We start from the raw sequence: 22,026 nt of genomic DNA on the forward strand, positions 1-22,026 counted from the left end.
CAGTCCTTTTCTCTTTTATTTCTTTACATCAATTACAATATCATCTAACACAATATTTTTACTTTTCGCTTCTTTTTTAGGCACTTCAATTTTCTTCTCTTTTCCACCACTCATTTCTACTCCGCCATGATTTTCAGGGGTATGAACTCGTAAGTTAACATGAGGAGTAACAATCAATTTTGTTGCATTTTCATTGAGTTTTTGGAATGTAGCACTCCAATGACTTTTATTTGGTTCTGCCGCTGTACTTTTCCCTCCATTACCTTCACCTGCATATTGATTTCCTAAATCATCTTTAATTTCTAATTCAACATCCGCATCATCCCATTGACTTAGTAACTCCTTAGAATCCTCTTGATTGTAAAAAATGATGAATGACATCGGGGTCACTTCCATTTTTTCCATACTTACTTTTACTCCTTCTTTTTCCGAACTTCCATGAAGCTTTATCTCTTTACTGTCCATTGCCTTTAAAGTAAGCGCAAAATTCCAGTTCCCTTTTATTGCTTTCTTTTCCTCCATATCTGTTTGTTCTATATTCCATCTAATATTTGCAACATCTTTTCTTTTACTACCATGATCAGTTGCTGTTATCATACCTACATACTTTTTATCCCCCACTTTAGTAGTCTGAGAGCTACCTCCCATTCCATCCGAATCCCTTATATCTAAGTGACCAAATATACTTGGCTTCTCACCTAAATCTTTCTCACTTTCTATAGAATACGTTATTGATACCGTTCTTCCATCAAAAACAGCATCATTAATCGTTATTTTAACTCCATTACTTTCTCGCGTCATATTTAACTCAGTAGAAAATTCTTTATAATTTTCATAAAGACCTGTTCTACCGTTATCTAAAAAGCGAAAAATATCACCTACAATCGGAAGCCCTCCAGCATAAGTCGGAAACCCGATTCCCAGTGTTACAACTGACAAACCTACTAAAATAGATGCAGCAGCGACACCCTTTTTCCAGTTCTTCATTTTTTTCTTTTTACGCATACCTTGTTTTAGATTCCGTTTCACTTTTTCCTTTTCAAATTCAGAAGCTTCTATTTCCTCAAATTCTTTTTCATCTATTTCGATATCATTTAATAACTCATAAACGTCTTTCATATTACACTACCTCCTAAACGAAGATTTGTAGCATTTTGTTGTAGTTTCTTTTTCCCACGATAAATTCGATTATCTATTGCTGCCCGAGTTAAACCTAATTTCTCTCCTATCTCTTCTGTCTTTAAACCGAGAAGAAATTTCATGATGAACACCTTTTGGTCTACAGGTTCTAATTGGTTAATGAGTTGTATTAGTTCCTCCCTATTTTCCATAACAATCAATTCATCTTCTATCGATTTTTCTGTACTTAAATTGAATTCATCTGAAATGACTTCCACTTTCTTGTTGGCTTTTCGGTAATAATCAATTGCTTTAAACTTAGCAATCGCCGCAATCCATTTCTTAAAATCGTTTGAATCCCCGTAAAATTTATTTGCGTTATTCCAAACAGAAAGAAAAATATCATTGATGCATTCTTCTATAAGCCCATCGTTTTGAATGGGAACAAGAACTTTATGCGTTATCCCTTTTACTAATGGCAAATATGTATCGACAACGAATTCTAGCGCATCTTCTTTTTGCCGTTGCAACCTTTTTATAAAATTTTTATCATTTGATTTCATGTAGCGATTCCCCTTATTTTTTTGTAAAAGCTTTTACACCTTATATAACGTACAGGAAAATTTTTTCTCTTATAATTACCATTATTCTTTCATTTCATAAAGTGAGATTCTCATCTAAGACATTCCAGAGCATACAACTTCACATATTCTATCTAACAAGATACAGTAAAAAGACAATGAATTGCTAACAAAACAGGCAATTGATGATTTGCAAGCCGAAAGTGCAATGGAATATACGCTACAGTGAATGAATGGTTAAAAGCTTACCATATTCATATTGCTTAAAAATAAAGGGAGTTCAAGACGTATATGCCCTGAACTCCCTTTTACATTTCTTAATTTGCACGTTTTCTATTTTCTGTATCAATGGACCATCCAATAATCGTAGCGCAGTCCCTTCCTTTCCATTCAAGGACATTCGCTAAAGCAGGCTCAATTTGTAGAAATTCGCCATCATGTAGTGCATCAAATAAAGTTTGATCATCCTCAAATGTTTGCTTATTACACTCTAAAATTCCATCTGTTGCCATAACAATGTGATTCATACCTCTTTCTAACCCTCGAACCCCTGAAGTAAAGCAAGGTGTATTCGCCGCAAAAATATTTCTTCTTCCTATACATTCATAGTATTTCCGCTGATTTAGTCTTCCTTTTCCATTCTTTCCTCGTTCAGGATGAAATAAATAAGCAAAACAATCACCAACTGATAACCAATATAAAAACTCACCTTTTCGTAAACAAATTAAACACGCAAGTTCTCCATTCTCTTGTTCACATTTCTCAATAAATAACTCATCTGTAAACAATGCTAATAAATACATATGTGTATGATGAAATGCTAGATGAATGGGGTATGAGAATAATTCTTGTAACTTTTCTTTTCTTGCAGAAATTGCTTCTATTATATAATGTATATTTTTCGTTTTATGATGAGCATCAAAGATCATAACAAATTCGAATTCTAATTGTGGGTCCCACCAAGCCAGTACTGCATCTCCTCTTTCATACGCATCACTCTCTTGATTCCCGCCATATACGCCAACTGAAAGAGGACCACATTTTTCAACATGTATTTGATCTAGATACATCTTTTCATGACTAATCCATTTAAATGTATTCACTTCTATCATCCTCTCTCTTGCTATGTGTATGCCCTTACACTAAGAGTACCGTATATTTCAAGAAAAATAAACTTTTTCAATAATTTTTATACAAATAAAAGGATTTTACATCTTATAAAACGAATATATCTTACTATACGATATAAAAACCGGAGGCATATCATTATGAAAAACATCAATCAAAGTTGGGAAACCATTTACTATCATTTAAGATATGAATATGAAGATAATCTTTCTCACCAAGCAATTCGAATTCTACAAATCATTTCCCGAGAAAAGGAGACTACAATTGGCAAGGTCGCTTCTGAATTAGGTTTATCTCATAATACAGCATCAGAGCATGTCAAACGTCTTATTCAAAAAGGATTCGTTATGAAGGAGCGAAATAAACAAGATGAACGCGTCGTTAATCTAACATTGACTACAGAGGGAAATCAAGCTTTAACAAAGCATACATTATTGGATGAAGAAAAACTAAAAGTATTAGAATCTCAATTTTCAAAAGAAGAGCAGCAATTACTCGAACAGGCTTTTTCATTATTAGCAAAGGAGGCAAAATATGCATTTCCTCGTTAAAATTATCGTCTCGGCCCTTATCATTGGTGGTGTAACTGAGTTTGCCAAACATTATAGTACCATTGGCGGCTTTATTGCTGCTCTTCCACTTATCAGTTTACTTAGCTTATTTTGGATTTCTGTTGAGGGCGGAAGTAAAAAAGAATTAAGTCAATTTGCTATAGGAGTATTATATGGTTTTCCTGCATCAGCATTACTATTATTTATTGTCTATATTGGGTTAAAAAATTCTTTTTCATTAAGTACATCTGTATTATTCGGTATAGGTATTTGGTGTATTTTATTAGCTTGTCAAAGAATCTATCAAGCATAGAGGGGGATTAAAATGACATTAGAAACAATGAGCATCCCACAAATAAATAAGCATGCAAAGAAGCTCTATAAAGATATAGATGCTTCATCAATCTTTACATATGCAACAAATCTTTATAAAGACTCAAAACATTCTTCTGGAACCTATTTAGCTATCTTTCTCCTTGGAGAAATTGCTGCAACACAAATACAAGCACTTACATTTTTAAAAGATGAAGTAAGTATTCATGAAGACTGGCGGGCACAGGAAGTACTAGCAAAAGCCTTTGATACGTATTGTAAAGAAACTGGGTATGAAGCTTCTCTTCCTGTTATAAAAGAATGGTTGTCTGCATTCCATCCTAACGTACGCCGCGCTGTAGTTGAAGGGTTACGTGTATGGACAAAGAAAATTTATTTTCGTGATCACCCCGAGATAGCATTACAATTATTATCTCAATTAAAAGATGATGAAAGTGAGTATGTCCGAAAATCTGTCGGAAATGCAATTAGTGATATTTCTAAGGTACACCAAAATCTTGTGATAACAGAGCTAAAAACATGGGATTGTAGTAATCCTTACATTGCATTTGTGTATAAAAAAGCTAGTAGACACCTCAATTAACGCTCAATAAAGAAAGATATTTCTCTAGCTTCTTGATACACAAAAAGGAAGCAGCTTACACTGCTTCCTCTCTTATCTATTCATAATCTTCCTCATCTTCATCATCATCATAATACGCGTTCCCATTGTTCACATATATAGGACCATTCGCAACATCAACACGAAGTACCCATGCCCATGGTACAGCTAAACGTTTGTGTAACGCGCGCCAAAATTCCATTGACTTTCTTTCGTACCTTTGGAACTCCTGAAGTATATCTTTGTAGGAGGAACCGTCTAACTGAATATTTGCTTCTAATAAACGAGAATAGGCATAGTGCTGTAATTCTAGTTCAGCAGCAACTTCCATTTCTTCTGGCGTTGCCATACCAATAATTGTTCCGTCAGGTGGGACAATTTCGTATACATTATGAACTTCAATAAGCCCTTCCGATGGATCTGCCAACCGCTTCTCTTTCTCAAACATGTAAACAGCCTCCTTTATCACACATTTTTTATGGTACAAAAGCATACTTCTCTAACAACTTTGTTTTTTCCTGCTTTCTCGATAAAATTTTACAAATTATTCACTAGATGACCTGTTTGTCGTTTCCTATCACCTGTTTCTATCCTTACAGCAGAAATTAATTTCTCCTCATTAAATGTGCATTTATATATATCAGGCATTTTAAGTGTTTTCCAAAAGTGAAAATCATATTTAGAATCAAAATAGTTCATCATTAACACCATAATATTTCCATGGGTTCCTATTACAATATTTTTCTCTTTATATTGCTTTAATATATTTTGAATACATCTAACACCACGCTTTTGTGCTATATCATTTGATTCTCCACCTTCAAAAGAGAAAGCTGGATCCTCCCATATTTTCATAATCGCTTTCTCAAAATCTACTACTGGTTCTTTACTTAATAATCTTTCACGTAAATCTTCTTCCATTTGCACTGGTAATTCAAATTGATTTGCAACTCCTTGAACAGTTTGTATTGCTCGTTTGTATGGACTAGAGATTACAACATCGATTTGTTCCCCTTTTAATAAATCTGTCACGGTTTGCGCATCATTCCGTCCTTTTTCAGATAATGGACGTTCTCTTTCTTCTGGTGTATAAATAGAATGTGCATGACGAACAAAATAGATATGAGTCATGAAAAGCCCCCTCCTTTATTACCTCTTCAATTAATACTTCTACCCAATTGATTCAATTAAGTAGCGATTAATTCCTTTCCGTTTTTCCTTGTACAATAAACAAAAGGTGCTCTATCAAAAGACACCTTTTGTTTACATAATAAAATTATATAGTTATAACTTCTTTCTAAATTCTTCACTCGTTACTACGTCTTGAATGAAATAATCTATATTATTTGTCAGTTTTTTGAGCGTCATATCATCTAAGTCGTTAGACATGAAAACAATTTCAACCTTGTTTCCTTCTTTATCTGTACCATAAAAGCTTTTTGTTAATACAAATGGTGTTGAGCCGCCTTTCTGGCCTGCATGTTCATATATGCTATCTTCAACAGTCCCCTTGAAAATCTGCTCGATCTCATCTTGCATTGGTTTAGGAAATTCAGTTCTATTATTAATTTTTCCTATTAAACTCATATAGTCTTTTGCCGCTGCATTTACTAGCCTGTCAGACCAAATACGTTGAAATTCCATGTCATTTTTTAATGGTATATTGTGTTTTTTCCATTCCACTTCGTCTTGCATCCATTCATGTATTTGCAAAGCGTGCTTTCTATATTCATCCATGGACATTTTACGTAACACTTCTAAAGATTGATCTTCAGGTACATGGAGTTCGGTTTCTACATAGCCTCTCATATACAAAGAAGATGTATAAGGATAAAATACATCATGACTATTTAGTCCTAACTCTTTTAAGCTTTCATTCACTCTTTCAAGTCCTAATCTCTCTAATAAATATGTTGTATTTGCATTGGAGCTAAAATGAATCATTCCTCTAGCTACTTCTTCTAACGAAAGCTTGTCGTTTTGTACAGCATTTCTTATCTTTGCATTCTCTAACCACGCAGGATGCGCTCCACCATCTGTATTTGGTACATAATATTTGTCTAAATCTTGTACTGGAATTTGTTCCTGTGGATTTATTTTTCCTTCTGCAACTTGTTTTGCAAATTCCACTGCCACTACTATTTTTGCCATACTTGCTAATGGTAATTTTTTATTCTCATTCACAGCAGCTAGAATTTCCCCATTTCTTTTAATCATCAGTGAACATGTTTGATCATTCTTATGTTCTTTTATGTAATCTAACACGTAGTTTGGATCTTTTTTTGAATAGTAATATTCCATGATAACTAAAAATGTTATGATGATTGCTATAATAGTAAAAATACTCCACCCTACAACCTTTGACACTCTCACTATATTGCCTCCCCTAATAAAATACCAATTATCACTATATTCATTATATCAAATATATGAGGAGGTTTTATAAAAAATAGTAACCGATTCATTCTATCCCTCTTTTCCACTTCCTAACATTCCGTACTTCAGTGTATCGTATGAAACAGATATGCAACTATATCGTTTTTACTATTCTTTACATAACAAAAAAACATGCTCCACAATGCTAGCATGTTTTGTGATATTCTTCACATTATCTAATTAAAAAAGAAACCTCTTTACTTACCATGATGTAACATTAAATCGCCAAACTCTTCCTCAATATGATTTAACTTTGCAATACCTTCTTTCCATTTATGAATATAAAGTGAGACCCCAATAACAAATAAGCAAATAATAGTAGAAAGAATAATACCATATACGATAGTTACGGTACTCATAGTTACACTTCCTTGTAATAGGTTATAACTTTATTATAATCCTTTTTCTCGTGAAATATCGGAAATTCGACTTATTGTAACAAAATTAATTTTTCTGACTATAAGAACCAATTTAGGAGCGTATATATATCTATGTTAATTTTTCGACATCTAAATCCCTGCTATACAGAATAAAAAGTAACCTACACTCGTTTGCTCTTTCTGTTTTTACTTCGCATGTGGTAGAAAGAGGTCCTGACCGCTTCTATGCATGGCCAGATGCTCTCTTCCATTTAAAAAGAGGGGTTTTATGTCGATTTTTTAATTGAGGTATATAATAGAGAAGAAATCTTCTACCTGTTAAGATTTCTCCTCTATGTGAAATATTATTCTACACCAACAGAAACAGTTTCCGGCAATGTGCTTCCGCCATCAATTACAATGTGTGTACCTGTTATGTAACTTGATTCATCAGATGCAAGAAAACCCGCCAATTGTCCTACTTCTTCAATTTTTCCTAATCGCCCTAACGGAACACCTGAAGCGATTCCATCGATAACAGTGTCTGGCGCATTTGGATCAGATTCATTAGCAATTTGCTCTGCCATTGGCGTCATAATATACCCTGGACATATCGCATTTACAGTAATATGATGCTTGGCCACTTCACGTGCTAGTGCTTTTGTAAATCCCCAAATAGCCGCCTTTGTAGTCGCATAAGCAGTTTCTCCTTCATCTGCAACTAACGTCCCTGTTACAGAGGACATATTCACGATTTTTCCGTAATTTTTCTCAATCATATATGGCAGCACTGCTTTAGAAAAATTCCATACACCATTAATATTTACTTGAAATTGAAAATCACGCATTTCATCTGACATATCTAAAAAATTAGCAAGGCGAATCACCCCTGCGTTATTCACTAATATATCGACTTTTCCATATTTTTCGTATGCATCTTTTGCAATTTCTTTTACAGCTGCAAAATCAGTTACATCTACCTCATAACTTGCTGCTTCAAGCCCCTTACTCACAATTTCTTTTGCTGTTTCATGAACTTTTTCAGAAATATCAACAAGTAACACTTTCGCTCCCAATTCCGCAAATACATGGGCAATTCCAGCACCATTACCCATTGCAGCTCCAGTAACAAAAGCAACTTTTCCATCTAATTTTCCCATTTCATAGCCCCCTTATGATTTGTAGAAAACTTTTTCAACAACTTCATCATACCAAATATTCCCTTTGAAATTCGAAACATCTCAATTTGTTGAAAAAAGTTCAAAAAAAGTGGATTATTCCTTTTTATGTCACAAAATGTACAAATTTCAACTATTTTCCCTATTGTAATATGAGTTATATTAATTTATAATACAAAGGAGATGGTAAAATATGACGACTTGGTTTATAGTTACGCTAGTTATTTTAGGTGCTTTAAAAATAGCAGTAGCTAGCATTCCAAATTCTGTTGTAGAGTCGTTTATCAGCAAATTTGAATTACATCCAAAACTTAATGAAGCGGCTGTTACCGTAACTATTGACAGAAAGCGCTTACAAGAAGAGGATAAAACTCAAATTATTGATCATTTTAACCAAGCGATATTTCTAGAGCGATATTATTTTCCTCCACAGAGCAGTGGGACCCCATTGGTCATTAATACGAAGAGGGGAAAAAACGATGTTACATTTTCTGTGTACAGTTACAACGATCACGTTGATGTATTCAAACAATACAAGAAGAAAATAGTCGCGTATAGTCTGCGTTCAGATAGTCTTCAAAAGCGTTCTATGTTAGTAACAGGAGATCTAGCTTAAAAGAATTTTCAAAGAAACGGCCTTTTTTTAATCTCATTAATAAATTAATTTGAAAATAATTCCTAAGTAAAAAAGGCTGTCGAAAAAAAACGACAGCCTCATACATAACTTTCAAAATATCACTCTATTGATTTTTCTTCGCTTCTATTTTGTCTTTTTCTGTTTCAGCCTTATCTAATGATTCTCCGATCTTTTTCTGCTTTTCTCTTGCTTCATCAACACTATCTACAGCTTTAATGACTTTATCAATACCCTCTTCATCAGCCTTCTTTTGCTTCTCTACTCTCGTTTTTTCTTTCTCTTCAATATCTTTTGCCTTCTGCAACATCTCTTCTGCATTTGACTTTACAGCTTTCTCAAGGGACGCATCTTTTTTCTTTTGCAACACTTGATTTGCATCGTCTTTTACTTCTAAATATTTACCATCTTTTAACGCTGATGCACCGTGATCCATCAGCTTGGCAACTTCCTTATATGATTTCGCTTCTTCCGTAGATTTTTCTTTTTCTGCTTTTTCGAACCACATAATGGCATCACTATATTTTCCATCTTTTAATGCCTGCATGCCTGTTTCCATTTGGATATCATAATTACTACTACATCCAGCCATTACAAAAAACAAACAAAGCATAGCAAAACTTATTTTTCTCATGATGTTTTTCTCCTCTTTCTTTGTTACACATCTTACTCATTTAATCGAATTTGCTTCTATACATACTTTATTAAATGTATCACACCTAAAAAATACTTTCAAAAAGAAAAAATCATCCAGTAATTTTAATACAACAAAGAAAACTGGATGATAAATAGATGATGAGATTACAAATTTCCTTTTATCCCGCTATTTGCGGGCAGTAAGACCCCCGCCTCAAAATTCAGCAAAAGCAAAGAAGTTAGGTGGGGGATCAACTGCCCGTAAAAGCCCGATTCGTTCAACTAATAATGAGTGGAGGATGAAGAAAACCCCCACTCATTAAAGTTTCACCTTATACCTTACTTCAAAACGCCCTATATATGTTTTTCGTCTTCAGATTTACAGCATACCACCCCCATGTAGCTGTATGGCTTTCTTCTCCATTTGTTACAACTTCATACACGTGGATAACATAATCACCTTGCTCCTTACGCTGACACATCTACTTGTTTCTTCATACTCCATTGTCTTGTTCCTACTAATACAACGAAAAGCAATCCAGCCCCTGATGTTAACATGACAATACTAGTTGGAATCATATCTAATAAAAATCCGTACAGCATCATTCCAAGCGGTTGAATTGCTGTAGCAATGGTTTCAAGAAGCCCAAAAACGCGTCCTAAATACCCTGGATCTGTTGTTTTTTGCATATGTACTTGAAGAGGGACATTTATTGAAATCATTGTTGCCCCGCAAAGAAACATGAAAATGATATAGTAAATAAAACTTACTATCTTTGGAAGGGTAAATAATAATGGAAAAGCAGTACATAAAATTAACCCTGCAAATACAAACAAACCAATGCGAATAGAGCGGAACATATCATTCATTTCCTTACGAATGGATAAAATAATTGACGCTGCTAATACACCAACTGATAACATCCCTTCTACGATGCCAAGTTGCCTAGAAGATAAGTGTAAACTTTGAATAATAATATATGGAAGTGAAACAGAAAGTGCACTTAAGAAAAAGTTAATCCAAAAAGCCATCTTCAATAGCCCATAAATATCATGTTGCTGTTTCACATATAAGAAACCTTCTTTTACACTTGTTAAAAAATGCGTCTTCCCCTGTTCTGCCTCTACTTTGTACAAATCAAATACAATAAATAACTGCACGATTACAGCTAAGAAAAACGCAATCCCATTTAAGAGAAAAAAGAATGTAATTGAAAAGAAACCAAATACCATCCCACCAATAATCGGCGCTAAAATCGTCGATAAGGAAGCTGCTGTTTGATTTAAAGCACTTGCTTTTTGAATCCGCATATCATCAACTAAAGTTGGAATAGAAGCAGTGAAAGCAACCGAATAGAAACTCGCACAAATTGCTAACAGCGCTGCAGATATATAAATAAATAGAAGTGAAGGTCCAAATGTAGTAGAAAGAACAAACATTGTAAACATCGTTACACTACTTAATAAATCAGTGCCAATGACAAGCCATCTTCGGTTTACACGATCGGCTATTACCCCAGCAATTGGCCCGCATACCATTCTTGGAATTGAACCACAAATGAGCGTAGTCGCAAATCCGATACCTGATCCTGTTATTTTTAAAACATATAACCCCATTGCAAATGTATAAATTCCTGCACCTAATAAAGAAGTCATTTTTCCAATCATCATCAAAATGATATTTCTCGTTGCAATTTTGATTCTTGGATCATTTTGACTGATACTTACGTCTCCCATTATGTCACTCTCCCCTTAAAAGTTAAATTGTGTTAAACTTATTATATAATCATTTTTTAAAATTTGACAACAAAAAGTTTAACTGTATTTAACTTTTTTATAATAAAGGAGCAATTATATGGCTACTCTTGGTGAAAAAATTAAAGCACTGCGAAAAGAAAAGCGGCTTACTCAAACAGAATTAGCTGGTACAGAGTTAACGAAAAGTATGCTAAGTCAAATCGAAAATGGGAAAGCAACACCTTCCATGAAAACATTACAGTATCTTGCTGGTAAGCTTGAATGTGAAGCGAGTTTTTTACTAGAGGAAGACAACGAAGAAGTGACAGAGCTTATTCCAAAGATGGAACAAGCTATAAAAAATAATCAATTTGAAGAAGTGTATCGTACACTATTGCCTATTGTTCAAAAAGAACTACCACCTACTTTAAGTACAGCTCGTTTATATAAACAATTTATAAGCGTTGCATTTAATATGAAAGATTACAATATATATTCCTATATTGAAAAAGCTATTCCGATTTTCCAAAAATATACCTTATATCGTGAAAGTACACAAACCAAATTAATGCTTTATTATATATTATTTGTTGAAAAAAAATATGAAGAGTGCTTACAGCTTATCGCATCTATTCGAAAAGAATATGAAACGAAACAATTAGAAATGGATCTTATCATGCAAATACAGCTTTTCTTAAATGAAGCTATCGTCTTACTTGCATACGGTGATTATGAAGGGTGTGAAAAAATCATCTTACAAGCGCTTGATTTCTCTAAAAAAAATCAAGTGTATTATAAAACAGATGAATTTTATCGCATTCTCTCTTATCAAAAAGTAATCATAGCTGATGAAAACAAATACTTACACTATATAAAAAAATCTGAGCAATTTGCTATTTTCACAGAAGATTCTTTATCCATCGCGATTGTAGATATATTAAAAGCTTATTACTATAACACAATCACACATGAGTATACATTAGCCTTGCAGCACCTAGAGTTGTTTAAAGAAAAAATGCAAAACGAGCCAACCTTTGAAGATGACGGCATTTATTATCTTGAAAAAGGAAAAGCTTTATATGGTCTTAAGCAATATAAAGCGGCGTTAGAAATATTAGAACGAGCAACCATTCCAGATTATATGTTCCATCCATTGGATCAAGCATGGACGATAACAGCGGGGGCTTACCGCGCACTTTGCTATATGGAGCTCCAAAATAAACAAAAGGCGCTTCAAGAGGCAACAGAGGCCTTTCATGCTATACAAGAATTTCCTAATTCAACATTTACTTCGTTTATTAAAGAAACATTACAAATAATACAAAAACTTTAAATTCACTCCAAAATGGTATATTACTCCTCCTTTTTAGCAAAAATAATAAAGATGGGAGGAATGTAAGAATGAATGTACAACGTGCAAAAGAAATTTCCGAGTCATCAGAAGAAACTCATGTCAGCTTTCAAGGCATGCCAGTTATGATTCAACATGTTGATGAAAGCAATGAAACCGCCCGAATATACGATGCTACAAATCCAGATCGTGAATTAACTGTTCCAGTCAATAGCCTAGAAGAAATATAAGAAATCCCACTTCAGTTTTATTTGAAGTGGGTTTTTTCTTATTTTTGTTTCGTTTCATATGAAATGAAAGGCCACCAATTTGCCTCTCCAAATATTTTGACCATCACCGGCACAAATAGTGTCAACATGACAAAGGCGTAAAGCAGTAAACCACATAATATTCGGTAGTTACCTCTAGCATTGTTAACACACCCGATGGATATAAAGCCGCGAATGTACCGCTTAAATACAAATTCACCAGCCTTACCCCAAAATTGATTTTCTTTATGCTCTGCCGATGACTTAGAAGGCCAAAACAACTTATGCCCAAGGACTGCCATAAAGAATGGGACAAACGTGAGGAGAGCAAGTAGTAATATAGTAACGCCAACTGCTACCCCAACTGCTGATTGATATAGATTAAATTTTGGGAAACCAATCGCTGCGAACCCTACAAGAAACATTTGTGAAAATGTCGAAAGAGGAAAATTCAATTGATCTACTAAAAAAGCAATAATGGATTGTGTACTAATATAGCTAAGTCCCACTGTAACAAGTGGAATAAAAGCCGCAACAATAGAGCGGAATACAATAATAAGCACGACTAAAATGAAAACAACTGTAATCATTTCCGTCTTCTTTAATCCTTGCTCCGCATTTGCTGAAAAATCATTATCAATAAGCCAACTTCCCGTATAATAATGATCTACTTTTATATTATCAATTACTTTATATAACTGCTTACTAATTTCTTTTCCCTCACTATTTTTATATGCAATAGTTTCAGTTCTATATTAACAAAAGAAATACTTCATAAATACAAGTTGAATCCCCGCTGCTTTTTGGCAGAGGTATTACTGTCTGCCAATAGTCGAAACAACAAATTTCATCTAAAATCGGCAAGGATACTTGGTATGGTACAAAATCATAAGATTTTGTACCATACCAAGTATCTGAAACTTCCACCTTGCCTCCTCCTTTCTCAGTTTAGGTTATTTACTTTCACTAAAAATTTGTTGTAATTTAGTTAGTGAAAGGCGGTGAAAATAATGTCTACAATTACTGCAAAAATACAAATCTATGTTTCCGATAATCAAACTGAAAGTCTAAAGACAACAACTAACGCTTACCGCAAGGCTTGTAATTGGTTATCAAAACACATATTCGAAACAAAAAACCTTAATCAAGTAAACCTCAATAACTTATATTATTCTGATTTACGAAATCAATTTGGGTTAAAAAGTCAAATGGCTCAATCTGTGATGAAAACCGTAATCGCTCGTTACAAGTCGGCTAAATCAAATGGCCATGAATGGTCTTTGATTAAATTCAAACTTGCAGAATATGATTTAGTCTGGAATCGAGATTACTCACTAACCCAAAACCAATTTAGTGTAAACACACTTGACGGTCGCCTAAAACTAAATTTTGAGCGTAAGGCTATGAAGAAATACTTTGATGGCACTTGGAAACTTGGTACTGCCAAATTAGTGCATAATTACAAGAAGTGATTCTTACACATCCCGATGACAAAAGAGTACCAAGAATTAGATTTCGCAAATGTAAGCAATATCGTTGGTGTTGATTTAGGAATCAACTTTCTTGCTACCACTTATGATAGTCAAGGGGAAACTACTTTCTATAACGGAAATGTTGTTAAGCATAAGCGTGGTAAATTTAAAGCTACTCGTAAACAATTGCAAACGCGACAAACACCATCTTCTCGCAAGAAATTAAAACAAATTGGTTCAAGAGAAAACCGTTATGTAACTGATGTAAACCATCAAATTACAAAGGCACTCGTTGATAAATACCCTAGAGGTACTATGTTTGTTTTAGAAGACTTAAAAGGTGTTCGTTCTTCAACAGAAAAAGTACGAGTGAAAAACCGATATGTTTCTGTTTCTTGGGCTTTCTATCAATTCCGTCAAATGCTTGAATATAAAGCTGAAATGAATGGTCAAAAAGTAATTACAGTAGACCCAAAATATACCTCTCAAACTTGCCCAAAGTGCGGTCATATCGAGAAAGCTAATCGAAATAAAAAACTACACAGCTTTAAATGTAAAAACTGCCAATACCAATCAAATGATGACCGTATTGGTACAATGAACCTACACCGTAAAGGAATTGAACATATTGGTGTAGTTACCACAAGGGTATAACCCTTATGGTAGGGGCGAAGTCAACCGTCCTTATGTTCCACCACACTAAGGTAGGAGAGCATTGCTCGTTCGCACTACTGGATAGGAACAAGCGTAGTTGTTCTCTACGAGGGTAGGGGCACTGTCAAACTCCGACAGACGCAAGCCCCCACTTCAAACAGACCGCAAGGTCGTTAAGTGGTGGGTAGTTGACGATAAAATACAGTTCATATATATTGGAAGGGATATATTATGGATACGAAAAGACAAAGCAACGACACTTATTACGCAGTCATATTCACTTCTAAACTTTCAAAAGACACCACTGATTATAATGATGTTGCCGAAGAAATGGAGAAGCTTGCTAGAAAACAACCAGGGTTTATAGACGTGGAAAGTGTAAGAGATACATCAGGATTAGGCATTACTATTTCCTATTGGGAATCACTAGAAGCCATTCAGCATTGGAGAGACAACATAGTACATACTGCAGCAAGAAAAAGAGGCCGTGAGCAATGGTATGAAAGTTTTCATATGAAAATATGTGTTGTAGAAAAAGAATATGATTTTCAAAGGGAAGGTTTATAATCGATGCAAAATACAATAGCTCTTATTATTGTTCACGAAATATACGGCGTAAATAATCATATGCAGGATGTAATATCAAGGTTTTCTTCACCACAAATAGATGTCTTCTGTCCGAATTTTTTACAGCTAGATCCTCCTTTTCATTATGATGAGGAAAAAAAGCCTATTCTCATTTTATACAAAACGTTGGCTTCCATTATGGAAAAGAACAAGTTGAAGAAATGGTTACAAAACTTTCAAAAGACTATGAATACATAGGACTCATCGGGTTTAGTATCGGTGCAACAATCGCGTGGCTATGCAGTGACAATCCAAAGGTTCATTTTGTTATTGGCTGCTATGGCTCCCGCATACGAGATTATTTACAGGTTAAACCTACGTGTCCTACTCTTCTTATTTTCCCAGGAACGGAGGCAAGCTTCTCGGTATCTTCCCTTATCACAGTACTACAAAAACAGAACAATCCACTACTACAAATTGAGCAACTTCCCGGTGAACATGGATTTTTAAACTCTTATACTACAAAATATAACGCACCATCTACAAAACAAGCGTATAATAAAATAGACTCATTTCTTCTAGAAAATCTTCCTAAAAACATGTATTAGAGGAGTTTTTATATGTCATTTACACTACTCTTACTTGCTTTCGTTATTCTAGTTGTTATCATAGCGTTTACTTTCATTTTTATAACCATAAAAAAAGGAAAGTATCTACATCGTCCTTATCGACATTCTTTTATCGTTATTTCATTGTTTCTTGGGCATTGGATTTTAGTGTTAACTGGCTTTTACACCATACTCCCTGACTATATTAGTGACTTTATTTTCCTACCAATTTGGTATTTTCTTTGTATTTTAGGGTTTATGGTTTGTTTCAGGGAATGGAAAAATAACCGGATCATTTCTATATCTTTCGGAGCTTTTTCTTTCATTAGCTTACTCTTTGGAGTGCTATTGCAAATAATTTCTAACATGTAAGTGTTTAAAGGAGCTATTTCAAAGTAGCTCCTTTTTTCATTTGTATATATTCAAAAATTTCTACGTTCCATCCAAATCGGAATGAACAGATACAATGCATACGCAAAAACCATCCATATTGTGAAAGAGATTATTTGCTGTGATGAAAGCTGTGGAAAGATACTTGAGGAGTAATACAAGATGAATGCATCTAAAAATAAACCGATTCCAGTGCCGAATATTCCTAGTTTTATAACTGCATAGCGGGAAGAATCTATTTTTTGGTACAGCCACATGACAAGATACAATGCGACTGCCGTACCGATTTCAAGAAAAACAAGAATTTTGAGAAATGAATGTGATGTAATTTCTACTAGCACAACCGAACCAAATAAAAAGAAAAATGTTGCGGCTGCAAACCAAATACCGACAGAAAATAAAATGGTAATCCACAATTTACTGTTCATCCTTTTGCTCTCCCTCTTGTAAGAATACTAACTTTTGCACCAGTACTCGTAATCCATCATATGCTTCTTCTGTAGAAAACACTGGATTACATAATGCTTGCAGCGCTAATCCATCTATTAACGCATTACACATGATAGCCCAAGTTTCAGGTGAGATTCCTTCAACGGGTGATTCTTCCCATACTTCTTGTAATTTTTTATTTTCATAGTTTAGCAATTCACCAATCTTCTCTTTTATTGATTCATTATTCAATCCGCTTGCCACTAATTGAAAAAACAAATGATGATACATCGAATCTTTTGTACATCTACTTTTTGCTGACTGTAAAGCTTTTTCAACATGAAACTCTTTACCCATCTGCTCCCATGATGACTTACAAAATGAATAAAATTTATTATCATCCCTTTAAATATTTTAACATATATTACCTATCCCTTTTGAAATTTTCTAACAATATAAATAACAACCGAAATTGCACTCGAATATACCCAGTGACAATAACTATTGTCATCCTGTTAATCTATATGCTATTTTAATTGTTAATTTACTAAAAAAAGAGTGATAAACCCTCATATAACAACAAAAAATCGAATATAAAACCTTTGCGATCTCATATGCTATTTCTATTGTTTCTTTACGTTATCTGAACTACTTACTATAAAAGAGCTGGCTTTTACATCGTTTACAAAAGTAGTATTTGCTACAAAAATATTCATAAATTCAGCTTTCGAGATTTAAGTTAATATGCATAATTGCATATTTTATCTTTATATTAATATATTGTAATTAACATTTTAACCCTGTAAAATATAGGATGTTAAAATAATTAATATAGGAGATGTAAATATGAAAAAGCTATTTAGTTTACTAGCAATGGTATTTGCCATTGCGCTAACAGCTCTACCAACAAGTTCTCACGCTGCACCAGCACCGCCACTAGAATTTGTACGTATCCAAGCAATTGGTGAGGACCCGAATAACCTTAAGGCAGTTGACATAAATAAAGAAAGTATTAATATGCCTAGGCCACAAGGTGACAAAATGTATGTACAGGTACTTATAAAAGGAACACAATATTCTAGCTACGCAAAGATTATTAGTGGTGGTTTTGACTATATGGAAAATTCCTACAGAGAAGAAGATCGTATGAAAGTATATAAAGATATCTACTTGATGGAGTATGGTTCTACAGTAGGACATCTTATAACTTATGAAATACCTGTTGGTAACTTTGCTTATGGAGGGATGCAAGAGGTAATTTTTAAAGCTAAAGATATCAGAAACACTTCGATTGAGAAATCCCATAAAATTATTGCATGGGTAAAATAACTTTTTATTTTAAGAAGCTAACTTTTAAGCTAGCTTCTTTTTTATTTTACTTCACATACATAGAGTTCGTTTGCTGTTACATAGTATACTTCCCCTTGGTGATTTATTTACACTTATTTAATATACTCATAATACCAATTATTCCCATTTAACCATACCGTGAAGTTATCCATTTCTGGATTCTTCATTTTTTCAGTTAAGAGGTAAGGTGCCGTTCCTGCTCCTTCGAAAATAATTGAACTCTTAATACCTCTGCTGCATAAAACTTCAGACACTTCTTTGATTGCATTGAATCCTAAACCGCCTGTTTTAATCTTTCTTCTTCCGTCTTCATTTGCGACTAAATTCCCTCCTCCACTTTCTATTGATTTCCCAGTAATTGCTTCTACAATACCTGCTGCAACTGCATCGAAGTTATCCATTAGCTTTTTCATATCGGATGGATTATCGATGAAACAAATCTCAATAAGAATTGCTTCTGCTTTTGTAGAGCTGATATAACCAATTGATTTTCCGTCCTTAGGACCACGATCCATAATCCCTAATACACTAGCAATCTTTGCAGAAACTTTTGCTGCTAACCCTTGATTATTGTAATGAAGAACCTCCGTGCCTACCGCATTACTGTTTGCCGCATTTAAGTGAATCGATACAGATAAACCATTCGAACCGATTACGCGGTTGGTATTGCTTGCAGCATTGACTGCAGCTGTACTTCAAGTTTCGCAATACGTTCGTACTCCTTCTGATCCACCGCCATCACTCCTTTGAGCAAAATAAAAAAGGAAGAAAAGCCTACAATTAGCTTTTCTTCCTTCTATTTTTACCTTTATGGGACTGCATAGTTACAGAGTCACAAGGTGTGTAATATATTTGGGGAGTTGCTTTGTTAACAAGCATTGTAAAAGTGATCAAACCGATGAGAAAGAAAATAAACACTGTAAATAAAATAACACCTATCGTTAAAAGAATCATAACACCACCCCTATTATATTCGTGATATTACACTTTTCGATATAATATATGGTGAATCCTTGTTATAAGAACAATCGTAACAAAATAATCACAATCACTCCCGTTAATACTGTTCCTAGTAAACTACGTGTATAGATGGCCACAAGGAATGTTGGAATTGCCGCAATGACATAATCCCATTGCATCGTTTCGTGCATAAATAGGGCTTGTGCAAGAAGGGCCGCGAGTATCGCAATTGGTATATAGCTTAACCACTTTAATCCCCAATCTGGAATTTGTATTTTACTAAACACAACGAGAGGTACTACGCGTGGTATGAAAGTGACAACACCTGCCCCAATTAAAAGTAGCAATACATCTAATCTTACGTCCATTTCTCAATCACCACCCCGATTGTTGCTGCTGCAAGTGTTGCGATAATCACCGCTACGCTTGCTGGCATAAAAAAATGCGCCCCGTAGGCAATTATAATCGCTGCAATTGCGACGCTAAGATGAATCGCCAGTTTCGGTTTACTACTTATTAACTGGAGAACAAATAAGCCAATAAACATAGCAGGTAACGCATAGTCCATACCATATGTGTGAGGATCTGGTATCCACTCACCAAAAAGTCCACCAATAATTGTAGCTATAATCCAATTTACATATGCTGTTACATTTAATCCAAGCATCCAGCTTTCGCCTAAATATCCCTTTCTTGCCGCGTGCTGCACAGCAACACCGAAAGTTTCATCTGTAATTTGCGAACCGATTATCATATTTTTTAAAAAAGGAACTTTCATAAAATAGGGAGCAAGTGCAGCACTCATTAATAGATGGCGTAAATTCACAAAAAATACGGTAAAAATGATTGCGGAAGCAGGTGCTCCAGCTGCGTACATACCTGCTAGTATAAATTGCGCAGAACCGGCATAAATCAAAGTGGACATAAAAGCGATTTCTACAATTGAAAAACCGGCTGTTTTTGCGATAACACCAGCTGCAATACCGATACTTAAATACCCTAGTACCGTTGGCAAGCAGTCTTTCATGCCTTGCCTGAATGTTTCGTCACTATGCAATGTCATTTGTACCTCGGCTCTACTCATCACCCTTCCTCCTTCATTTCTTTCATACTTCGTTTTCCGGTTACAACATGCACTAAATCTATATTGCCTCGCCACAATTTATCTAACTTATCAGGGCCAAACTCCTTTGTAATTTCTTCGACCATAATATCGTGCCGAACATATTCCGTTGCGACAAGGACTAACGCCGGATCATACGTTGTCACAGCCCACGAGGTGCCATGATCTGAGAAATTAGCAATGAGTACTTCTTTGCCATCACGGGCAATCACTGTTAAATGACCACCCATTCGCTCTTTCACAACATCTGGCGTCATATAATTATGGTGAAATGTCGTCCCTATTTTTGTATTAGGTGCACCAAAGAGAATCGAAAATATATGTACGCCTTCTTGCTCTTTTCTCTGAATCGATGACTCTAACTCAGTTACCTGCTGTTCCCATACAGAAATCCATAGTTCTTCTTCAGCTCGCTCAATCATATTACGAATTTCTTTTATAATACGTTCATCTGTGCGAATATGAGAGATCACATCTACTTGGCGTTCTTGCTCTAAACTATTTAACTTCTGATCAAGAAAATCAAATGACTTTTCAAAATCCTTTCTCATTCGGTCCATTAACTCTGTTGCCGATACGGGAACATATTTAACGGGCTCTGATGGTACTAAGTGTACCGCCCCCTTATCCATCAATTTACCAAGTACTTCATAAATCATGGAACGCGGTACACCCGTTTGCTTACTAATCTCATACCCCGTTGCTGGATAATGCTTTAATAAGCCGATATATGCTTTACACTCATATTGAGAAAACCCTAATTTCTGCAATTCTTTCATAACTTCATCCATTGTAATCCCTCGCTTCGTTATTTAAACCGCTCGTACTTCAAAACGACGATTTTATTTTCCTTTATCTCTGTTTGACAGCTTCTTTTATATGCATCTTGTAAAAATAATGCTTCCGTCACGGTCCCACCCCTTTAGTAGTTATTGTTATACCTACTAATATAAAAACAAAATATGAGATAGTCAATAAAATTCTGAATTTTTAACAAAATTAAAAAAAGCCTCTATTAAAGGCTTTTCACACATTATTTCGATTTCCAATATTCTTTTAATGCATTTTGTAATGTTATCGTTAGCGGCGTTGGCAAACTTTCTAACGAAAACCAGCCTATCCGATCAATTGCATGCTCTTCTAAGTTTTCTGCTGTTCCGTTTATTACTTTCGCCATATAGGTCGGACATACCCAGTGCACATTTTTTTCACGCAAAATATGATTCGTTACACATAATAACGATGTAATTTGAATTTCTAATCCTACTTCTTCTTGGATCTCCCTAACGACTGTATCTTCTACTGTTTCCATCCACTCTACTTTTCCGCCAGGTAGGCTCCAATGACCTTGTTCTGGTGCTTTTTTCCTTAGCACGAGAAGCAATTCCTCTCGTTCATTTAAAATAAAGGCCCCGGCGCCAACTCGTGGATACAATTGCTCATCCATTCTTATTACACTCCTTCTTACTTTCCCTTTGTTTACAACATATATATCCATTTTGACTTTCCAACATATAAGTCACGGCTATGAAGAACAAAAGGTGATCGCTACTTATTTTCTCTCTTTGTTTTCACTTGGCA

Annotated in this window: 28 protein-coding genes and 3 pseudogenes; 11 read left to right on the forward strand and 20 right to left on the reverse strand. The window is 34.7% G+C overall.

The window, feature by feature from the left end; all coding sequences use genetic code 11:
- Positions 1 to 15: 15 nt before the first annotated feature.
- The 3 genes from COO03_RS20230 to COO03_RS20240 all read right to left on the reverse strand — a co-directional run bounded on the left by COO03_RS20230 (position 16) and on the right by COO03_RS20240 (position 2,812).
- Positions 16 to 1,119, reverse strand: coding sequence for a DUF4179 domain-containing protein (locus COO03_RS20230; RefSeq protein WP_097898881.1), 1,104 nt, complete (start codon positions 1,117 to 1,119; stop codon positions 16 to 18).
- Positions 1,116 to 1,682, reverse strand: coding sequence for a sigma-70 family RNA polymerase sigma factor (locus COO03_RS20235; protein WP_097898882.1), 567 nt, complete (start codon positions 1,680 to 1,682; stop codon positions 1,116 to 1,118). Before COO03_RS20235 ends, COO03_RS20230 begins: the two co-directional genes overlap by 4 nt.
- A gap of 335 nt (positions 1,683 to 2,017) precedes the next feature.
- On the reverse strand, positions 2,018 to 2,812 hold the full coding sequence (locus tag COO03_RS20240; protein ID WP_097898883.1) for a protein phosphatase 2C domain-containing protein: 795 nt from the start codon (positions 2,810 to 2,812) through the stop codon (positions 2,018 to 2,020).
- A gap of 156 nt (positions 2,813 to 2,968) precedes the next feature.
- Here COO03_RS20240 and COO03_RS20245 point away from each other — a divergent pair, with 156 nt between their 5' ends.
- Genes COO03_RS20245 through COO03_RS20255 form a run of 3 tightly spaced genes read left to right on the forward strand, consistent with a single transcriptional unit; the run spans position 2,969 to position 4,295 of the window.
- Entirely contained in the window at positions 2,969 to 3,379 is a 411-nt protein-coding gene (locus COO03_RS20245) for a MarR family winged helix-turn-helix transcriptional regulator (protein WP_097898884.1), read from the forward strand.
- Positions 3,363 to 3,692, forward strand: coding sequence for a DUF3147 family protein (locus COO03_RS20250; protein ID WP_097898885.1), 330 nt, complete (start codon positions 3,363 to 3,365; stop codon positions 3,690 to 3,692). Before COO03_RS20245 ends, COO03_RS20250 begins: the two co-directional genes overlap by 17 nt.
- Positions 3,693 to 3,704: 12 nt before the next feature.
- Positions 3,705 to 4,295, forward strand: coding sequence for a DNA alkylation repair protein (locus tag COO03_RS20255; protein ID WP_097898886.1), 591 nt, complete (start codon positions 3,705 to 3,707; stop codon positions 4,293 to 4,295).
- Positions 4,296 to 4,371: 76 nt separating this feature from the next.
- Here the strand turns inward: COO03_RS20255 and COO03_RS20260 are convergent, their stop codons facing one another.
- The 5 genes from COO03_RS20260 to ucpA all read right to left on the reverse strand — a co-directional run bounded on the left by COO03_RS20260 (position 4,372) and on the right by ucpA (position 8,268).
- Positions 4,372 to 4,761 carry a hypothetical protein gene (locus tag COO03_RS20260; protein WP_097898887.1) on the reverse strand — a complete coding sequence of 130 codons (390 nt, stop codon included), beginning with the start codon at positions 4,759 to 4,761 and terminating at the stop codon, positions 4,372 to 4,374.
- Positions 4,762 to 4,850: 89 nt separating this feature from the next.
- The gene (locus COO03_RS20265) at positions 4,851 to 5,444 is read right to left on the reverse strand and encodes a histidine phosphatase family protein (protein ID WP_097898888.1); all 594 of its coding nucleotides are present in this window, start codon (positions 5,442 to 5,444) and stop codon (positions 4,851 to 4,853) included.
- Between the two features lie 153 nt (positions 5,445 to 5,597).
- Entirely contained in the window at positions 5,598 to 6,686 is a 1,089-nt protein-coding gene (locus tag COO03_RS20270) for a serine hydrolase (protein ID WP_097898889.1), read from the reverse strand.
- Positions 6,687 to 6,946: 260 nt separating this feature from the next.
- Positions 6,947 to 7,108 (reverse strand): peptidase, encoded by a 162-nt coding sequence (locus COO03_RS20275; RefSeq protein ID WP_097898890.1) that lies wholly within the window; start codon positions 7,106 to 7,108, stop codon positions 6,947 to 6,949.
- A gap of 365 nt (positions 7,109 to 7,473) precedes the next feature.
- Entirely contained in the window at positions 7,474 to 8,268 is a 795-nt protein-coding gene (gene ucpA, locus COO03_RS20280; RefSeq protein WP_097898891.1) for an SDR family oxidoreductase UcpA, read from the reverse strand.
- A 211-nt stretch (positions 8,269 to 8,479) separates the two neighbouring features.
- On the opposite strand from ucpA, the gene COO03_RS20285 reads away from it, so the two are divergent.
- Positions 8,480 to 8,902 (forward strand): YfmQ family protein, encoded by a 423-nt coding sequence (locus COO03_RS20285; RefSeq protein ID WP_097898892.1) that lies wholly within the window; start codon positions 8,480 to 8,482, stop codon positions 8,900 to 8,902.
- A 124-nt stretch (positions 8,903 to 9,026) separates the two neighbouring features.
- Here the strand turns inward: COO03_RS20285 and COO03_RS20290 are convergent, their stop codons facing one another.
- A complete protein-coding gene (locus COO03_RS20290) occupies positions 9,027 to 9,554 on the reverse strand; it encodes a DUF4398 domain-containing protein (protein ID WP_097898893.1) in 528 nt (175 codons plus the stop codon).
- 470 nt (positions 9,555 to 10,024) lie between these two features.
- On the reverse strand, positions 10,025 to 11,293 hold the full coding sequence (locus COO03_RS20300) for an MFS transporter (protein ID WP_097898895.1): 1,269 nt from the start codon (positions 11,291 to 11,293) through the stop codon (positions 10,025 to 10,027).
- Positions 11,294 to 11,411: 118 nt separating this feature from the next.
- Between COO03_RS20300 and COO03_RS20305 the strand changes: the two genes are divergently transcribed.
- The gene (locus tag COO03_RS20305) at positions 11,412 to 12,626 is read left to right on the forward strand and encodes a helix-turn-helix domain-containing protein (RefSeq protein ID WP_097898896.1); all 1,215 of its coding nucleotides are present in this window, start codon (positions 11,412 to 11,414) and stop codon (positions 12,624 to 12,626) included.
- A 68-nt stretch (positions 12,627 to 12,694) separates the two neighbouring features.
- Positions 12,695 to 12,874 (forward strand): H-type small acid-soluble spore protein, encoded by a 180-nt coding sequence (locus COO03_RS20310; RefSeq protein ID WP_097898897.1) that lies wholly within the window; start codon positions 12,695 to 12,697, stop codon positions 12,872 to 12,874.
- 185 nt (positions 12,875 to 13,059) lie between these two features.
- On the opposite strand, the pseudogene COO03_RS20315 reads toward COO03_RS20310, so the two are convergent.
- Together COO03_RS20315 and COO03_RS27180 are read right to left on the reverse strand one after the other, a co-directional pair.
- A pseudogene (locus COO03_RS20315) lies at positions 13,060 to 13,608 on the reverse strand (MMPL family transporter); the annotation flags it as partial.
- 34 nt (positions 13,609 to 13,642) lie between these two features.
- Positions 13,643 to 13,819 carry a hypothetical protein gene (locus COO03_RS27180; protein ID WP_179863018.1) on the reverse strand — a complete coding sequence of 59 codons (177 nt, stop codon included), beginning with the start codon at positions 13,817 to 13,819 and terminating at the stop codon, positions 13,643 to 13,645.
- Positions 13,820 to 13,902: 83 nt separating this feature from the next.
- On the opposite strand from COO03_RS27180, the pseudogene COO03_RS20320 reads away from it, so the two are divergent.
- The 4 genes and pseudogenes from COO03_RS20320 (at position 13,903) to COO03_RS27785 (ending at position 16,565) form a co-directional block, all read left to right on the forward strand.
- Positions 13,903 to 15,018 (forward strand): annotated as a pseudogene (locus COO03_RS20320) (RNA-guided endonuclease InsQ/TnpB family protein).
- A gap of 231 nt (positions 15,019 to 15,249) precedes the next feature.
- Complete coding sequence (locus tag COO03_RS20325; protein ID WP_141523358.1) at positions 15,250 to 15,585, forward strand: antibiotic biosynthesis monooxygenase family protein; 336 nt, start codon at positions 15,250 to 15,252, stop codon at positions 15,583 to 15,585.
- A gap of 3 nt (positions 15,586 to 15,588) precedes the next feature.
- Positions 15,589 to 16,193, forward strand: a pseudogene (locus COO03_RS20330) (dienelactone hydrolase family protein).
- A gap of 12 nt (positions 16,194 to 16,205) precedes the next feature.
- The gene (locus COO03_RS27785; RefSeq protein ID WP_097898900.1) at positions 16,206 to 16,565 is read left to right on the forward strand and encodes a hypothetical protein; all 360 of its coding nucleotides are present in this window, start codon (positions 16,206 to 16,208) and stop codon (positions 16,563 to 16,565) included.
- Between the two features lie 50 nt (positions 16,566 to 16,615).
- Here the strand turns inward: COO03_RS27785 and COO03_RS20340 are convergent, their stop codons facing one another.
- Together COO03_RS20340 and COO03_RS20345 are read right to left on the reverse strand one after the other, a co-directional pair.
- Positions 16,616 to 17,011: a DUF5367 family protein gene (locus tag COO03_RS20340; RefSeq protein ID WP_097898901.1), complete on the reverse strand. Its 396-nt coding sequence runs from the start codon at positions 17,009 to 17,011 to the stop codon at positions 16,616 to 16,618.
- A complete protein-coding gene (locus COO03_RS20345; RefSeq protein WP_373605261.1) occupies positions 17,001 to 17,369 on the reverse strand; it encodes a hypothetical protein in 369 nt (122 codons plus the stop codon). The genes COO03_RS20340 and COO03_RS20345 overlap by 11 nt, the downstream gene beginning before the upstream one ends.
- Positions 17,370 to 17,858: 489 nt before the next feature.
- On the opposite strand from COO03_RS20345, the gene COO03_RS20350 reads away from it, so the two are divergent.
- A complete protein-coding gene (locus COO03_RS20350) occupies positions 17,859 to 18,341 on the forward strand; it encodes a hypothetical protein (protein ID WP_097898902.1) in 483 nt (160 codons plus the stop codon).
- Positions 18,342 to 18,454: 113 nt separating this feature from the next.
- On the opposite strand, the gene COO03_RS20355 is transcribed toward COO03_RS20350, so the two are convergent.
- The 6 genes from COO03_RS20355 to COO03_RS20380 form a co-directional block, all read right to left on the reverse strand.
- Complete coding sequence (locus COO03_RS20355) at positions 18,455 to 19,015, reverse strand: N-acetylmuramoyl-L-alanine amidase (protein ID WP_097898903.1); 561 nt, start codon at positions 19,013 to 19,015, stop codon at positions 18,455 to 18,457.
- Positions 19,016 to 19,142: 127 nt separating this feature from the next.
- Positions 19,143 to 19,316: a DUF3951 domain-containing protein gene (locus COO03_RS20360; protein WP_097898904.1), complete on the reverse strand. Its 174-nt coding sequence runs from the start codon at positions 19,314 to 19,316 to the stop codon at positions 19,143 to 19,145.
- A gap of 62 nt (positions 19,317 to 19,378) precedes the next feature.
- Entirely contained in the window at positions 19,379 to 19,690 is a 312-nt protein-coding gene (locus COO03_RS20365; protein WP_097898905.1) for an AzlD domain-containing protein, read from the reverse strand.
- Positions 19,681 to 20,406 carry an AzlC family ABC transporter permease gene (locus COO03_RS20370; RefSeq protein ID WP_097898906.1) on the reverse strand — a complete coding sequence of 242 codons (726 nt, stop codon included), beginning with the start codon at positions 20,404 to 20,406 and terminating at the stop codon, positions 19,681 to 19,683. The genes COO03_RS20365 and COO03_RS20370 overlap by 10 nt, the downstream gene beginning before the upstream one ends.
- Positions 20,406 to 21,236, reverse strand: a complete 831-nt coding sequence (locus tag COO03_RS20375) for a TrmB family transcriptional regulator (protein ID WP_097898907.1) — start codon at positions 21,234 to 21,236, stop codon at positions 20,406 to 20,408. The genes COO03_RS20370 and COO03_RS20375 overlap by 1 nt, the downstream gene beginning before the upstream one ends.
- A gap of 242 nt (positions 21,237 to 21,478) precedes the next feature.
- Positions 21,479 to 21,892, reverse strand: a complete 414-nt coding sequence (locus COO03_RS20380) for an NUDIX domain-containing protein (RefSeq protein WP_097898908.1) — start codon at positions 21,890 to 21,892, stop codon at positions 21,479 to 21,481.
- Positions 21,893 to 22,026 lie beyond the last annotated feature (134 nt).

Source organism: Bacillus sp. AFS098217 (assembly GCF_002551815.1).
Classification (GTDB): Bacteria; Bacillota; Bacilli; order Bacillales; family Bacillaceae_G; genus Bacillus_A.